The sequence below is a fragment of the Peribacillus simplex NBRC 15720 = DSM 1321 genome, assembly GCF_002243645.1.
GTDB classification, from domain to species: Bacteria; Bacillota; Bacilli; order Bacillales; family DSM-1321; genus Peribacillus; species Peribacillus simplex.
Genome location: NZ_CP017704.1, coordinates 5,379,593 through 5,394,690, shown reverse-complemented (window position 1 = coordinate 5,394,690; position 15,098 = coordinate 5,379,593). Strand labels below are relative to the sequence as shown.

At 36.9% G+C, this 15,098-nt stretch carries 15 protein-coding genes; 5 read left to right on the top strand and 10 right to left on the bottom strand.

Annotated features, from left to right (window positions below; translation table 11 throughout):
• Positions 1–534: 534 nt before the first annotated feature.
• Entirely contained in the window at positions 535–1,281 is a 747-nt protein-coding gene (locus BS1321_RS26040) for a uracil-DNA glycosylase family protein (RefSeq protein ID WP_063233741.1), read from the bottom strand.
• A 214-nt stretch (positions 1,282–1,495) separates the two neighbouring features.
• On the opposite strand from BS1321_RS26040, the gene BS1321_RS26035 reads away from it, so the two are divergent.
• Positions 1,496–2,320 (top strand): hypothetical protein, encoded by an 825-nt coding sequence (locus BS1321_RS26035; protein ID WP_063233740.1) that lies wholly within the window; start codon positions 1,496–1,498, stop codon positions 2,318–2,320.
• A gap of 196 nt (positions 2,321–2,516) precedes the next feature.
• On the opposite strand, the gene glaH is transcribed toward BS1321_RS26035, so the two are convergent.
• From glaH to BS1321_RS26015, 4 genes are all read right to left on the bottom strand, one after another.
• Positions 2,517–3,455 carry a glutarate dioxygenase GlaH gene (gene glaH / locus BS1321_RS26030; protein WP_063233739.1) on the bottom strand — a complete coding sequence of 313 codons (939 nt, stop codon included), beginning with the start codon at positions 3,453–3,455 and terminating at the stop codon, positions 2,517–2,519.
• Positions 3,456–3,782: 327 nt separating this feature from the next.
• Positions 3,783–4,124: a DUF3870 domain-containing protein gene (locus BS1321_RS26025; RefSeq protein ID WP_063233738.1), complete on the bottom strand. Its 342-nt coding sequence runs from the start codon at positions 4,122–4,124 to the stop codon at positions 3,783–3,785.
• Positions 4,125–4,153: 29 nt separating this feature from the next.
• A complete protein-coding gene (lhgO, locus tag BS1321_RS26020) occupies positions 4,154–5,371 on the bottom strand; it encodes an L-2-hydroxyglutarate oxidase (RefSeq protein ID WP_063233737.1) in 1,218 nt (405 codons plus the stop codon).
• 14 nt (positions 5,372–5,385) lie between these two features.
• Positions 5,386–6,060, bottom strand: a complete 675-nt coding sequence (locus BS1321_RS26015) for a GntR family transcriptional regulator (RefSeq protein WP_063233736.1) — start codon at positions 6,058–6,060, stop codon at positions 5,386–5,388.
• Positions 6,061–6,364: 304 nt separating this feature from the next.
• Between BS1321_RS26015 and BS1321_RS26010 the strand changes: the two genes are divergently transcribed.
• Positions 6,365–6,760: a GyrI-like domain-containing protein gene (locus BS1321_RS26010; protein ID WP_063233735.1), complete on the top strand. Its 396-nt coding sequence runs from the start codon at positions 6,365–6,367 to the stop codon at positions 6,758–6,760.
• A gap of 345 nt (positions 6,761–7,105) precedes the next feature.
• A complete protein-coding gene (locus tag BS1321_RS26005) occupies positions 7,106–7,816 on the top strand; it encodes a Dph6-related ATP pyrophosphatase (protein WP_063233734.1) in 711 nt (236 codons plus the stop codon).
• A 626-nt stretch (positions 7,817–8,442) separates the two neighbouring features.
• Here the strand turns inward: BS1321_RS26005 and BS1321_RS26000 are convergent.
• Positions 8,443–9,015: a site-specific integrase gene (locus BS1321_RS26000; protein ID WP_194719377.1), complete on the bottom strand. Its 573-nt coding sequence runs from the start codon at positions 9,013–9,015 to the stop codon at positions 8,443–8,445.
• Between the two features lie 715 nt (positions 9,016–9,730).
• On the bottom strand, positions 9,731–10,000 hold the full coding sequence (locus tag BS1321_RS28835) for a solute carrier family 23 protein (protein WP_081112941.1): 270 nt from the start codon (positions 9,998–10,000) through the stop codon (positions 9,731–9,733).
• Between the two features lie 473 nt (positions 10,001–10,473).
• Here BS1321_RS28835 and BS1321_RS25990 point away from each other — a divergent pair, with 473 nt between their 5' ends.
• A complete protein-coding gene (locus BS1321_RS25990) occupies positions 10,474–11,394 on the top strand; it encodes an SDR family oxidoreductase (protein WP_063233733.1) in 921 nt (306 codons plus the stop codon).
• A gap of 524 nt (positions 11,395–11,918) precedes the next feature.
• On the opposite strand, the gene uvsE is transcribed toward BS1321_RS25990, so the two are convergent.
• Together uvsE and BS1321_RS25980 are read right to left on the bottom strand one after the other, a co-directional pair.
• A complete protein-coding gene (uvsE, locus tag BS1321_RS25985) occupies positions 11,919–12,890 on the bottom strand; it encodes a UV DNA damage repair endonuclease UvsE (protein ID WP_063233732.1) in 972 nt (323 codons plus the stop codon).
• A 182-nt stretch (positions 12,891–13,072) separates the two neighbouring features.
• A complete protein-coding gene (locus BS1321_RS25980; RefSeq protein WP_063233731.1) occupies positions 13,073–13,576 on the bottom strand; it encodes a PCYCGC motif-containing (lipo)protein in 504 nt (167 codons plus the stop codon).
• A 200-nt stretch (positions 13,577–13,776) separates the two neighbouring features.
• Between BS1321_RS25980 and BS1321_RS28925 the strand changes: the two genes are divergently transcribed.
• Entirely contained in the window at positions 13,777–13,995 is a 219-nt protein-coding gene (locus BS1321_RS28925) for a YczF family membrane protein (RefSeq protein WP_473743246.1), read from the top strand.
• Here the strand turns inward: BS1321_RS28925 and BS1321_RS25975 are convergent.
• Complete coding sequence (locus BS1321_RS25975; RefSeq protein WP_063233730.1) at positions 13,990–15,093, bottom strand: GerAB/ArcD/ProY family transporter; 1,104 nt, start codon at positions 15,091–15,093, stop codon at positions 13,990–13,992. The genes BS1321_RS28925 and BS1321_RS25975 overlap by 6 nt on opposite strands.
• Between the last annotated feature and the right edge of the window lie 5 nt (positions 15,094–15,098).

Here is a 15,098-nt window from a genome sequence, read left to right as displayed (position 1 = left end):
TTGTGAAAATTTGATAAATTCACCATTTCAAAACTACCGAAAATATCTATGTACCATTGAACAATATTTACATACGCATCAAATATCGTTGTTACCGTATGTTTTTCTCTAAAGGAAATTGTTGAAGCCACAAATAACCATCATCAACAATACATACATTTTTTGTCTCATACATGACTGTTGATGGTTCAGTTACTATAATCGTATTAAATGGAAAGAAAAAAATAAGACTCTTCTATTTCAAATTTTTTTCATCTATTTATTAATATCAGGTCCACTTACTTCTTCATAAATAACTTTTAACTCTTCAATAGTAAGTGATTTTAAAAATTCCTCTAGTTCATCCATGTTAATGCCTCCTATAATAAAGAACATTTGTTCTTATTATAATCTCCAAAATATCACTAGTAAATAGTTAATTTTACTTTTAACACTAATAATGAATAATAGAATTCTTAATCAAATATTTCCCATCCTTTAATACTTATATAAGTTTCATTGAGCATACATCCCTCCTCTTTAACCCACGGTCATTTACTTTGAAAAATAGTGCTGTAACATCATTTTCATTTGTTCTTTATTTGCTGCAAATTGCTTATGTCGATGACCATTTCCTCCAGATGGATGAGGAAATCCTAGAAGTATGTTGTTAGCATCCAAATAATCTTGACCCGCTAAATAGTTTAAAACCTTGGAAACATTAACGCCTAAAGGAATAATAAGCGGGCGTTCAATGGTACCTATTTCGGTAGCAAAGCCTTCCATTATATTTTTTTTAAGCAACTCGGTGTTTAACATGTTCGGAGTTGTTCCACTGTAGTTTTTCCCGTTATAAAAGACTGGATAGGTTAAAACAGAGGTAGTATGAACGATGTGACTAGCTTCGTTAAAAAGATCCAGTGTGGACGATATGTTTAAGTATGTGTGTAATCCAAGTTCATCTAACATTTGAACCAAATTTTTTCTCATCGTTCCTTCAAAACTGGAATTCTTTTTTACTTCGTGTAGGATCTCTTCATCGCTATGTATGTGCCCTCTTGAATTAATTACGGTAGAATATGATTTTTTCATTTGATGTAAACCAGGAGTGATTCCGACAATCACCACTTTGGCCCGTTCATTTACATATTCGAAAGGTGCGTAATAGATTTCGAGTTTTTTCTTTTCATCTCTTTCAAGCAAAAATTGCTCGCTCTTTAACATTTCATCTGTATAGGCAGCAGGTAAAGCATTAATTAAGTCCTTAAATTGCGTAAACTTACAAAAATTAGCGATCCCCATAAATTACTACCCCCTCTTTTTTTCATCTATTTATTTTGGCCATATCAGTATATCAGAAAAGCAGGGTCGCCACAGAAAATAGGGGCATTATGAACCTTTTTGATTCCGTATGCTCTTTAACGGAAATTAAGAAACCACTAGTTATGGAATTGTATAATTTTGGGATATAAGTTATCCTTGAATTATCTTACAGGCCACAATTAAAGGAGAAAAAATGATTTATCTAGGAAAGTACTTGAAAATGCCACCAACTTTTAAAAAGCTTCAGAAATTAGAGGAGGTTATTGAAAAAGAAGGATACTCATTATGTGATTTAGACCTTTGTTTACAACTAGACTTCCCACATTATGAAATGACTCCCTACGATGTCATTCCGTTTGCAAATATAGGTTGTGACGGCATTCATTATGGCTTCCTAACTGATTTTGGAAGGGTATCTGACTTGGAGAATGCGTTTATTGTATGTATCAGTCCAATGGATGATTTCGATGCACACATAAAAATTGTAGCCAGGAATATAAGGGAGTTTGTTAGTTTAGTTTGTACGATGAAAAGTGCCACTGAAATATCAAACTTTAATTTAAATAAAGAAGAGGAACGGTATATTAGTTTGCTCAAAGAACTAAAAAAAGAAGAAAATATGGAGTATGTAGAGCAAGCAAACTATGTAGTAGAAAAAATAAGATCCACCATTGGATGCGAAATAATAGAGAATGTATATCAGTATGTGGAAAAAGAAGTAATGAAGGCAAGAGAGGAACAAACAATGTTATCGACTCTGGATGGTATAGGCATAGCATCTTTAGACAGTATCAATAGCAAACATTACATATACAAACTTGAAAAAGATATACAGATTAACTTGGACGACGTGAAATCTTTTTTCAATTCAGCAACTACAGAAAGTAAACTGGTTTTCATAAGAGATGCTCAATTTACTTATTTAATTTCAGACGATATAGAATTAAAAGAATTGGTCATTAATGAAATGATTAAATTAGGTTTGAATGATGAAGCAGGAAGATTAGAGAGAATATAGAATAATCTTTACTCTAGGTGCGTTAGTTCAAGATTACAAGTAGAGGCCCTCTTTTTTACTTCCATTAACAATATTAAACTTTACTGAATCTTTCAAAAAAAAAAGATAAATCGCTTTCCAACCCTTAGGTTGAAAACAATTTATCTTATAAATGGTATTTGGGGATGAATAAAACTGTTGGGTTTACAAAATGAAACTATTGATTGAAGCTTCCGCGCTGGCGAAGTAATTCACGGTTCAGGTTTGGATCTTTTTCAAATGCAGCGCGTCCGTGAAGCCAGAATATATTGTTGACGACAACTAAATCTCCAACAGGCAGTTCCAGTTCAAGTACACTATCATCGTTTTCTAAAGAATTGGATAAATCGCGTAAGTATTTAGCTTGTTCGATTGATTCAGGATAAACAAATTGATCGATATAACATACACCAGGTTTGTTATTATGATTGAAGAATGTCAATCTTTGGATTTCCTGATCAATGTTCTTGCTTTTTGGAGCCTTATACGTGAATTTGTGGCTGGATAATGGATGATTTACATACATATCAAGCTCTTTCCAATCGTCTAAGTGCAATAAGCGTGATTCGCCACCGCGGGCATTTTGTTCGACCATCTTCATCATTATTAACCAGTCCGTTGGTTCATCTACAAAGGTTCCGTCTGTATGAAGTGTAAATAAACGATAGGCCTGACGCAAATATGAATCACTGCTATCCGTGTCTTGAACACTAAAGCGGGCATAATATTTTCCTGACATGGCATCATGGTTTGGAGTTCCCAGCAAGTATGAAATGGCCGTCGCAAAAATGACATATTCATCTGTATTTTCCGTGACGCCCTCCAAGCCGAGGGTGAAGCCGCCGGATTCCCGATCGTGAACGATGTTCCGAAGCACTTCACCAAAGTCTTCCCCCACTTGATCCAATAGATATGAGGCAACGATGAGTCGTGCATATGGTGTATATTCCAGATGTTGAACAGACTGATTATCCTTCGATACGGTTTCTAAAAAAGCGGCAATTGCCTCTTTTGAAATTTCAATATGATATAAACGGCTGGTTTGAGGGTGAACTTTCACCTCGTATTTTTCTGTTTTCCTTTCAAACTTAGCTCTCTTTTTTTCTGCAATGCTCATGAATAATTCCTCCTGTTATTTGTAATATAGGTGACAAAGTTAACGGGAAATATAAAAAGCCAGTCGCACATGATCCCTAAATAAAATAGGAATCCAACTGTACAACTGGCTTATATTCACTTCACTGCTCTATGCAAATAGAGTCACAGTGAATATGCAGTTTATGTATGATTTATTTTTCCTGTTTCCAAGCATTAAGATCTTTACACGATTCTGAAAAGGTATTTTCCAAAAGGTGTTAATGTCATAATATTGGCTTAATTACATTAAAACGTTTTTTAGTAAAATTGTCAACACTTTTTACAAATTATTCTGAAAATCATATTCCTAACTTGGTAGTTTCGTTTTTTCTCCTGCTTTAATTTGCTGAAAATGGAGATCCAGGTCCTTCAAGGCAGCAATCAATGCATTAGCTGCTTTCCCCCTATAATAAGATTGAATCGATTCTATCGCATCATCAACACCATCATTTAAACTAATCCCTTTTAATAAATGCCCAATGAATTCCCGGCCATGCTCTGTTGCCAATGTACAAGAAGCTTCCAGGACAACCCCATATTTAGCATCGACTTCTGCAGTGATGGTCAATGTTTCAAAGACACTTTTCGCTGCCATTCCTTGAGGTAAACGTGCATGACCTGCAATGAAAATTGTTTTACCATTGAACATGAGACTTCTTCCTCTCTCTTTAACGAATTTTATTTTGTCAATGCAGCTTCCAATAAGTGTGATTGTTCCGGAATGCGGTTAACAACCTCTTTTCCAATTTCAATTGATGCTGTTGCTGCAGGCGACGGTGCGTTACAAACATGAATGGTCCGTTTTCCCATTATAATATGAAAATCATCCACCATATTACCATCATCCTGTAACGCCTGTGCCCGGACTCCCGCAGGTGCAGGGATTAAATCATCTTCTTGAATTTCCGGAATTAACTCCTGCAGGCTTTTCGTAAATTGCTTTTTACTAAAAGAACGGACATATTCATCCATCCCTTCCTTCATGAATTTACTAGCCAGCTTCCAAAAACCTTTATAGCTTAAAACTTCAGTTAAATCTTTCGCATTGAAATCGGTTTTCTTATAACCTTCCCGTTTGAAACTTAGTACAGCATTTGGACCGGCATCTACTTCCCCGCTAATCATCCGCGTAAAATGAACCCCCAGAAATGGAAATTTCGGGTTAGGTACCGGATAAATTAAATGATTGACTAGGAAGCGCTTTTCAGGCTTCAATTTAAAATACTCACCGCGAAACGGGACAATTTTCATATCAGTTTTATACCCCGCAGCTGCTGCGATACGGTCACTGTGCAATCCTGCGCAATTAATGACCACCCTTGCCTTTATTGTACCGTTGTTCGTGTCGATGATGACTTCATCTAAATCCTCGTTAATCTTCTCCACCTTTGTATTCAGCTTGATTTCACCGCCGTTGCCTCGGATGATATCCGCCATCTTTTCACTTACCTGACGATAATTGACGATGCCGGCTTGCGGGACACGAATCGCACCAAGTCCATTAACATGTGGTTCAATTTCCTTTAATTCATCCACACCGATTCTTTGTATAGCTAGCTCGTTTTGTAAACCGCGTGAATATAAATCATCTAGAAGCGGTAACTCTTCTGGTTTTGTTGCAACAATGACCTTACCGCAGATATCATGTTCAATTCCATGCATCCGGCAGAATTCCGTCATTGATTTGCTTCCTTGACGCGCAAACCGTGCCTTGAAACTGCCTGGTTTATAATAAATTCCTGAATGGATGACGCCGCTGTTGTGCCCCGTTTGATGATCTGCAACAACAGCCTCTTTTTCAATGACTACCACTTTAGCATTAGGAAAACGCTGATAAAGTGCCATTCCCGTCGATAATCCTACTATACCCCCACCAACAATTGCGAAATCATACACAATTAACACTCCTTTTATTGATGATTTTTAGTATTCAGCAACTCCATATACGTAATTAAATTATTCTTCGTCCGTAAAATGTGAAATTCTACTGCTGCCCTTAGTTCTGCAGGATCCCCTCTTAGTGCCGCTTCATATATCATACGGTGTTCCCGTTGCGTTTCTGGGTAATAATCAATCAGCAAATTCGGCGCAATGGGTGAGATCCCCAGCGTTTCTACCATTTTTTGAACCCTTGGCCATGGGCACCCTTTTCGGAGGGTTTCATGAAAAGCCGCATTTAAAAGGATATAATGCTCATTGGTTTCGTCAGATAACTGAATCCCTTCCATTTCAATCAAAATACCCTTTAATTTTTCTTTATCCTCCTTTGTTAAATAAGGCAGTGATTTTTCTACTGCAAGACCTTCAAGCAGAGACCTGGTATGATAAATTTCTTCAATATCATCCCGGGTAATCGGTGTGACGATTGCTCCTTTATGAGGAACCATTTCCACCAACCCCTCCATTTGAAGCTGTGTAAGTGCTTCACGAATGGGCATTCTGCTTACTTCTAGGCGATCGGCCCACTCCTCTTGGATGAGTCGCTCCCCCTTTTTCAACGTCCCATTCAAAATCGCTTTCCTGAGGCTTTTCGTTACATTTTTAACGATTGTTGATTTATCTCTTTTAGAATTTGCATTATCCAATTCAGCGTCCACCTTTCGATATTGGATACAATTTTAACTATATCAACTATATAAAGCGATTACAATACAGAAAATTAAATATATTGTATCCAATTTTAAAAATACTGGATACAATATATTAGGTAAACATCTACTTCACATCTGATCAACTTTTTATTGTTCAATTCACAAATTCCAAAGCAGGAACTATAGACAAAACCAACCTCCAAAATTACCCTTGCACCAAAAGAATCTGGTCATCCTTTTTGAATGTGATATCATTGTTACTATATCCAAATTTATACAAATAAGGAGTTGCTAGTTAATGAGTAAAGAAGTCTACATGATTGGCGAAATAAGGACTAATAATTTCTCGGATAAGGAACTTTTCGAGAAAATCGAATCCCTTTGGAGCAAAACAAATGATCTTAATATTGAAAATGATATGAAATATGGGATATACCATCATTACGAAAGTAACTATCGTGGAGATTATACTTTAACTGTAGCCACCGAAACCCCTGTATCGAATGAAAAATTTGTCATTCCAGATCAAGAATACGCGGTGTTTGAATGTTTACAAGATGAACATTCCATAGGTGAAACTTGGAAAAAGATATGGCAGCTGGAAGAAGAAAAAAAATTGAACAGAAAATATAGTCTGGATTTTGAAAAGTATTATCCTGATGGAAAAGTGGAAATACATATTGTAATTTTATAAAAAGAACCTATTATATGAAGGGAATCTATAAAGGTAGAAACTTTATTTAGCTAGCCTTAATGGCATGGTCCCGTTCATCCACTGGCCTCATGCCTTTTTATTGCCTTGTTCACTAGGAATTTGAAATAATCCTCCTTTTGCAAAATTATCTTGTCTCTGTCGATAAAGAAGTAGTTTCTTTGAGATGAACTTCTCTTTTATTAATCAAGTTTTTTTGTATCAGGTTGTATTAATATCTTATCTAAAAGCTCCAACCGTGATAAAATCAAACAAATATAGTTATGAAAGGTCATATGTAAAATATGAAATTGGCAAAAAGTCATTAGAATGAAGGAGAAAATTTAGATGACAGAAGTAATCGATTGGAAAAATAGTGCTCGCGGGCATAAATTCATCGCTTCTTTTAGCGGGGGAAAGGATAGTGTCTTAGCCTTATATAAAGCAATGAAGATTGGAGATGCGGTAGGACTGATCGTCATGCTGGAAGAAGAAGGAAAACGCTCCAGATCCCATGGACTGCCTCCGGAACTCATACATGCCCAAGCTGAATCTATAGGTTTGCCTGTTTATACTGCAGCTGCCAGTTGGACTGATTATGAAAAAGTATTTATGCGCCTTTTAGAAAATGCTAAAGATCAAGGAGCTGAAGTGTTAGTAACTGGTGACTTGGATATGCCTGCCCATGGCTGTTGGCATGATAAGGTTACGAAGAATGCTGGATTGAAGCTTGGGATGCCTTTATGGGAAATGAACCATCGTGAAGCTGTCGAAGAGTTCATGAATCTAGGATTTGTAACGATCATTGTAACCGTTAATTTATCATTGGGAATGCGAGAGGAAGATTTAGGGCGAACGTTAACCCATGAATACGTGAAGGAACTTGAAGCTCGCGGCATTGACCCCTGCGGAGAAGGTGGAGAGTTTCACACCACAGTAATAGATGGGCCTATTTTTAAACAACCGATTCCCGTTCGTAAATGTGAGATTATCAAGGACGAGGAATATGCTTTTTTACCTTTGGAGCTAGATCAGGTGGAGGATATGGGTTCCTTTTAACTGAAACTAATTATCCATTTTCCTTGCAAGCATTATACTGCACCCCAATTATTACATGTTCTCTAACAATTGGGGTCAGTTCATATGATGAGTCCTTTGACAGTAGGATAAATCTCGAAAACAAGTTAACATAACGTTATTATAGTAACCTTATTTTGAACCCCCATTCTTTCCTGTTAAATTCTGTTTCATTATATGTTAAAAAGTAGAATAACAGACTTTTAGAAGACTAAATGTTTCTAATATACTGTATTGATAAGAAAATTGAATGATTTTTTAAAAGAATAAAGACTGGATGATATTAACAAAAAAAGATTATATTCTTGTTCTTTTTTGAGAAGTCATTCGGTTGAGATAAGGTCCTGTCCTTTTACCCTCTCAAAACTGTTTTAATTTTCAAAACTCTCAGTGAAGTCGAATTTCCTAGTAAAGGCTTATCCCATTCCAACAGTCCTTGAACGGAGATGCTCTTTTTCTTTCACCTCTCCGCACCAAAAATAACAGTTTTCTCTACCCATTCATATATATTAAAATAATGTTTGCTTTGGAATAAATCCCTATTACAGGACTGTGATATCAATATAAAAATACTGAGTAATACAGGGGTTGTACTTCCTCCTGTTCAGTTAATAATAGAAATCCATTAGAGTTTCGTCCATTAAATCCTGTGTGAGTCCTATGTAAATCATCGTATCTTTTGGATTGGAATGATTAAGGATTTGTTGCAGTAAAGCTATATCCTTGAATTTTTGGTAATGCAAATAGCCGAAGGTTTTTCGAAGGGTATGTGTACCGACATCCGGAATGTCTGCCATTTCAGCTGCCTTGTTCAGGACCCGATAGGCCTGTACCCTAGTGATTGGACCATTACCTTTTCGACTTGGAAATAAATACTGTTCATTTTTCAGGTTCGATTTCCGGACATATTTCCTTACTTCCTTACGAAGTTGAGGATTGACAAGGAACCGCTTAATTTTATCTGTTTTTTGCTCCACAATGACTATATGTGTACCCTCAAGAATATCTTTCACTCTTAATTGTAAAAGATCCCCTATACGTAACCCGATGTTTATCCCGATTGAAAACATCATATAATCCCTGTAGCTGCAATATTTTAATAGTGACTTTTTCATCTTTTCTATGTGATCCAACCGGCGTATCGGCTGGACATTCTTTATTCTTTGAGAGGTTGCTTGCATGAATGGCTCATTCCCCTTTCCCCTTCTTTCATTGTACGTGAACAGGTGAAAAAAAGGCAAGTTTTATAAATCTTGATACCCTTATAAACCTTGATTTAACGCGTTTTTGAATGTATCAATACAGGTCCTTTGTTACATTCGGAATATTCTTATAATTTCAGACGATCTACTACAAAAAAATACCAACACCAAATAACACCCCTAAAGGTTTAATAGAGACGTTTTAACGCAATCTAGACCAATGACTCTAGTGATTTAAAACAACCTCATTAAAAACTAAATATGAAGCTCGTTTTTCTTGTCTTTTCTACTTTTTTTTCGAAAACATAGCATATTAAAATTCTCTATATTTTTACTCATTATTTATAATGTCTGGATGCCCCATTTATTTAGGGGGCATACGAAATGCGGAAAACATACACGAAGAGATATTTCGGTTTAAAAAAGCCGATTATCCCTGTATTAAGGAATCATCGGCCTTTAATATTATTAAATGCAGTACTAGTACCTTGATTCCAACCATTTATAATTTGACCAATCCACAAAACATTCCAGAGCCAGATCTATAAGTACGCCCATTAACAGACCATTACCGATAAGGGGACGAATATACATAGGAATCGTAGCGAACACTTCCGCAGGAATGTTCATAATACAGATACCAATAAGTGTCGGAGTAGCAATTCGGTATATCGTTTCAGAATTAAATTGAATATTATGCAGCGGTTCCGAATAATTGTATATAGGCCATAAATAAGACAGCACCCCCTTTCCTAACAGGAATTGTCGAAAATAAGGCTCCTAACGCAGGCACAAATCCAAGTAAAGTGAAAAGCGCTCCTCTGATAATTAAAGCTACTCGATCAAATATTTTTGTACTTACTGAAAAACCAATAGACGAAGTATACGGTCCATATGGGATTAAACCAAGTGCAGCACATATAATTGAAAACAATCCTGTTAAGAGAAACGTACTTTTATACATCTTGGAAGTTGTGTTTGTTTGATAGAGCTACTCTGCTGAGCTAACCGCTGCAATCGTATTGGTCATATTGATCATGCCGTCTTGAAAAGCAATGATGATAATACCTATTTCCAAGTTAGGTGTCCTCCAAGGGAACAATGAAAGAGATATGAATACGCTCTTTTTGCACAGTGAATAGGAAGCTATATGCGATCAGGTACGGGACGTTTAGTTCACGGGATCATGTCCCACGAATCCGTACGACCAATCTTGTCTACTTGACATCACAATCAATTGAGCCGTTTCAGATAGTTGCGCCAGTTATAATAACTGCAATCGCATTAAACACGGCACTTCTGAAGTTATGTAAAATATTAGGATGGAGTAGAAAAATTGCTGTTGATGGTTCGCAAAAATTAAATTATGATGTTCGTTAATTTGCTAAAGAATGAATTGTTCATTCATAAACTTTCAGGGATAGAGGTTTAATAACAATGGAGAGTATAATTTCGAATAAGTGGACAGTGAAAGGCAAGTACGTCGTGATTACCGGTGCAACTAGCGGCATTGGGCTGGCCACAGCCAAAGAACTCGCAATTCGAGGCGCAAACCTGGGACTCGTCGCACGTAATCAGACCAAAGCGACTGAAGTAGTGAATCGAATTAAGACATTAACCGGAAATAGCACCACAGTGGATGTGTTCCTAGCAGACATGGCTTCTCAGCAGTCCATACGTCAGGTTGCTGCTGAAATTCTGGCTAGGTGCCCGAAAGTGGATGTCTTAATCAACAATGCCGGCGCCTTGTTCGAAACTCGACAACTAACTGTCGACGGCTTGGAGATGACCTGGGCGGTTAATCATCTAGCACCCTACCTGCTTACGACACTGCTCCTTGATCGGTTAAAGGAAAGTGAGCAAGCCCGAGTAATCACAACCGCATCCCACGGTCACAAGATGGCCAAGAAAGGGATTGATTTTGACGAACTCAGCGCCGAGCATCTCTATAGCTTCCCCAAAAAATTCATTGGCGGCCCTACATTTCGCTATGCGGAAACAAAGCTCGCCAACATCTTATTCACCGCTGAATTGGCGGGGCGACTGGAGAGAACGGGAGTCACAGCTCATTGCTTCGATCCTGGGCTAGTTTCCACGAACTTTAACCAGAACAACGGACTATTGGCCCGGTTGACCATGTCCGTGATGAAGATATTCTCCCGAAGCCCTGAGAAAGGTGCCGAAACTTTGGTATGGTTGGCGGACTCAGACGAAATTACCAGTCACAATGGCCGCTACTACACCGACATGCAAATTACAATCCCATCTGTACCCGCTCAAAACATGGACGCTGCAAAGCGTTTATGGGAAGTAAGCAAGGAACAGATCCAGTGCTCGGACACGATTGATAAAGAGTAGCCCTAAATTACCTGAAAATTGGAGAGTGAACAAACGTTAACGCAATTAGATGAATCTCAACATAATAACATACATGATGAATGCAGAGAACTGATTAACATTGCAGCCCTTAAAGTTTGAGAACGTCCGTAATTTCACTGGCTCACCAAAAGAACATATAAGAGTATTAGTAAGTGGTGTCCAACAAAGACATATCCATCACCACGATATCTGTAAAGGGAATGAGTTAGATAACATACTTAAATATTTTTCACCCAATAGTTATAGGTACACATTAATTTCCTTGATGAATACAACTTTTAAACCAGTGTCCTCTTCTTTAGTAATTTTTATAAGGCTGATTCCTTCGCGTAGGGAAAATCGGATTCTTAACCCGGTATTTCTTTTTCCGCTTTTTGATGGTAGGACCCCATATAGTCCTTAAATTAACAATAATTATGTTATGTAAACAAATTGCATTTGATAAAGAAAATCTTATGCATACCTTCTTTACCAAATGTTTAATATTTTATCATACGGATTTTTTAATGAATATAAAAACTTGCATTATCAATGATCTCTATCTCTTTGTAACTTTTCAGCTGATCCATCAACTGGAAAAGTGCTCCATCTTTTTGTTTAGCTTCAATCATGCAATCCAATTGTGGTAAGGTCCCTTTTATCCTTTGTAAAAACTCCATGAACATACCAGTATCCACAAAGTCAGCGTGTGCTCGAAATTCTTTATCGGACCTTGGACTTGAGATATGCATTTTAGGAGGTAGTTTGGAATTCCTCCAGGTATTTAATATTCGATCCCAATGGTCTGTCCAATCTTCGCCAGGTAACTGATGTGCGAGGTAATGGTGATAATCAAAAACCATGGGAATCCCCATTTTCTCACATAAATAAAGGGTTTCCGACAAAGTATAGGTAGTATCATCATTTTCAAGAATGACCATTCTTTGAATTGATTCCGGAATCAAACCCCAATTATCAATAAATTGCTCTAATGCCTGTACATGTTCGCCATACCCCCCGCCAACATGCAGTACACAGCGATGCTCGGGATCCAACCCTATTTTTTTCAATAAAGTATAATGCATCCTTAATGTTTTTAATGATGTCTTCAGAATATCGATATTTGTACTATTCAAGATGACAAAATGATCTGGGTGAAAATCTATCCTTATTTTTGGGTGATTTGTAATGAATGTTTTTAATTTAGCTAGTTCTTCTGAAATAGGTTCTATGTAATCCCATTCTGGAATTTCCGGATGATTGGCTAAAGGGATAAGTTTAGAAGAAAGCCTAAAGAACTGAATATTATTAGCTTCGTTATGGATCAGTAAACGCCAACAATTATGAAGATTGGAAATTGAAATGCGTTCAAGCTTCCTTATCGCAGCATCTCTGTCCTTAATTTTCGAAAACTGAGCAAAAGTCATAGTTTGGGATGGTGAACAGTTCGGCACATGATTACTCATGGCTACATAACCAAGGCGGATTAATGTCAAAGTGATAGCTCCTTTATGGTTTAATGTTTATTGGAAGTATTCCCCATTCTAACTAATATTATATATGTGAAAGAATCCTTCACTCCAAGAAATTAAAAAATGGCATTTCCCGAATGAATATCGGGCAAAAGCCATTTTCCTAATTATCATTTTCACGCTAGAATTTCATTTCCTTTTTGCCCTTACACTTCAGGGGTTGGGGTTGGTTTGGCATATCCACTTTTATATTTTTCATCGACTTTATTCCGGATATCTTTGATGCTCATACCATCATTCAAGTCCAGTATGGATTGTGCAGCTATTTCTAAGCAAACTCCACATCTCGTCCCGTGGTCATCCCAAACCACTTCACCATTTTTTTTATTTTCATGGATGAAACAATCGTAATTGTTTTTATGGTTAGCTGACTCCCCGCAACCGCAGTAACAAGGTATTTTTTCTAGTAAATCTTTATTTTGAGCAACAGCTAAATAGATTGTCTTCATATCTTCTGGTTTTTCGGCTAAGAAATCCGGTGCTATTTCCTTACTGCTGGTCTCCTCCTGAAGATCTCCTGATACTGTATGTTCTGAATGTCCTTCATGACTGCTTTCATTATGAACAACACTTTCCTCTTCACTTGAACAACCTGAAAGTACTAATGAAGAACAGATACCCAAGGTGATGGTCATTAATTTGAACTTCATTTATACACTCCTTTATCATTTGTATACTCCCATTTTATGGCATGGGAGGCATTTCTACAAGCATTAGGTTCCATCATAATAAGGATTGAAAATGACAAGTATCAAGTATCCAGACACATAACCTAAATACGAATTCGTGCATATTTTTAGAGTATTAACGACACTTTAAGAAAAAAGAATGAGGTGATTTTATCGTGAGAATGCTACCATCTTTGTTAATTTTGTTAGGCACGTATTTACTTATTATTCTCCTTGATAACCTACAGGGCTTGAATATATTGCACTCTTTCTATAGCATCAAACAATATTTCACAGTAGCTCGTGGAGAAGATTACTTTCTGGTCCTTTTAGCCATAATACTCTTTTTATATTTGATCATATTCTCAGCTCTTAAAAACCGGCAGCCTCCCTCTTCATGAAACTGCTGGTTTCATTTTTTGTTTTATATATGCGGTAACCAATAATAGAATGGGGATTCCAATAAGTAAAGGTAGGTGCAAAAGGTAAGGGACGACTGTTAGCCCTTCATCTATATGAGCCTGATAGCTAGGTGCAATCATAAGCGAAGAGAAGAAAATAACACCGCCAACCAGGTAAATGAATACAGGGGAAGATTTCATTTGAAATAAGTCCGCTGCGCCAATAATGGCACAAAAGAAAAAGATCGAAATCTTAATGAAGCCTAAAATGATCATTAAAACAAGAATGAACGAATCCAGTCTTTCAATAAAATCAGCGATATTTATATAACTGACAGCCGTAAGAGCAGGGAAATTTGACCTTAATACGGCATCTGGACCTAATACGGACAAAAAAATGATCGAATTAAGAGTTAAAGTAACTCCACCTATAATTATCGCCAAGAGGCCAACTTTCACAGCAGAATTCTTTTTATTCAAATACGGAAGAATCATCGTAAACGTAATCAATTCTCCAAAAGGTACGGTGATACCAGTAGGAATCAACTCTTTCCATACCTTTCCCCATCCGTTGCCTAAAACAGGCTGAAGGTTTTCCAATTTTGTATATCCTCCTAGTACAAACATAATGTTCATAATCAAAAGGCCCACGATAATAATGGCGAAGCATATGCATGTAACTCGTGCAAATGCTTCTATACCTAAGTGAACTCCATAAATTAAAACCAGTATCATGCATATCCCCAGCGTTATAATGGAAGTACGTCTATATGTGGAGCTAATTAATAATTCTTCAAAATCCCGTAACACTCTTGCAGCAAGATAAACAAAATAGATGATATAGCAAAAACTGAATAAACCGCCAAAATATTTACCCCAAATTTTCCGGGCATAACCGGTCATCGGTAAGTCAGGGTATTTTTTAAATAATGAAATATACACGAAATACAGTAAACAACCAAAAAGAGTTGATAAGAGATTCACAATCCAGACATCCTGCTTGGCCCCCTTTCCTATATCAAGCAGTAAATTACTGCCAAACATAAAAATGACCATCATACAAAATAACTGAAATCCATCAATTTTTAATTTAGGCAATGTCT

Coding starts and splice junctions, on each gene's coding strand:
- BS1321_RS26035 (WP_063233740.1), top strand. CDS start 1,496: ATGATTTATCTAGGAAAGTACTTGAAAATGCCACCAACTTTTAAAAAG.
- BS1321_RS28925 (WP_473743246.1), top strand. CDS start 13,777: ATGCTACCATCTTTGTTAATTTTGTTAGGCACGTATTTACTTATTATT.
- BS1321_RS26000 (WP_194719377.1), bottom strand. CDS start 9,015: ATGCAAGCAACCTCTCAAAGAATAAAGAATGTCCAGCCGATACGCCGG.
- BS1321_RS25990 (WP_063233733.1), top strand. CDS start 10,474: ATGGAGAGTATAATTTCGAATAAGTGGACAGTGAAAGGCAAGTACGTC.
- glaH (WP_063233739.1), bottom strand. CDS start 3,455: ATGAGCATTGCAGAAAAAAAGAGAGCTAAGTTTGAAAGGAAAACAGAA.
- BS1321_RS26040 (WP_063233741.1), bottom strand. CDS start 1,281: ATGGGGATCGCTAATTTTTGTAAGTTTACGCAATTTAAGGACTTAATT.
- BS1321_RS26010 (WP_063233735.1), top strand. CDS start 6,365: ATGAGTAAAGAAGTCTACATGATTGGCGAAATAAGGACTAATAATTTC.
- BS1321_RS28835 (WP_081112941.1), bottom strand. CDS start 10,000: ATGTATAAAAGTACGTTTCTCTTAACAGGATTGTTTTCAATTATATGT.
- BS1321_RS26025 (WP_063233738.1), bottom strand. CDS start 4,124: ATGTTCAATGGTAAAACAATTTTCATTGCAGGTCATGCACGTTTACCT.
- BS1321_RS26005 (WP_063233734.1), top strand. CDS start 7,106: ATGACAGAAGTAATCGATTGGAAAAATAGTGCTCGCGGGCATAAATTC.
- BS1321_RS25980 (WP_063233731.1), bottom strand. CDS start 13,576: ATGAAGTTCAAATTAATGACCATCACCTTGGGTATCTGTTCTTCATTA.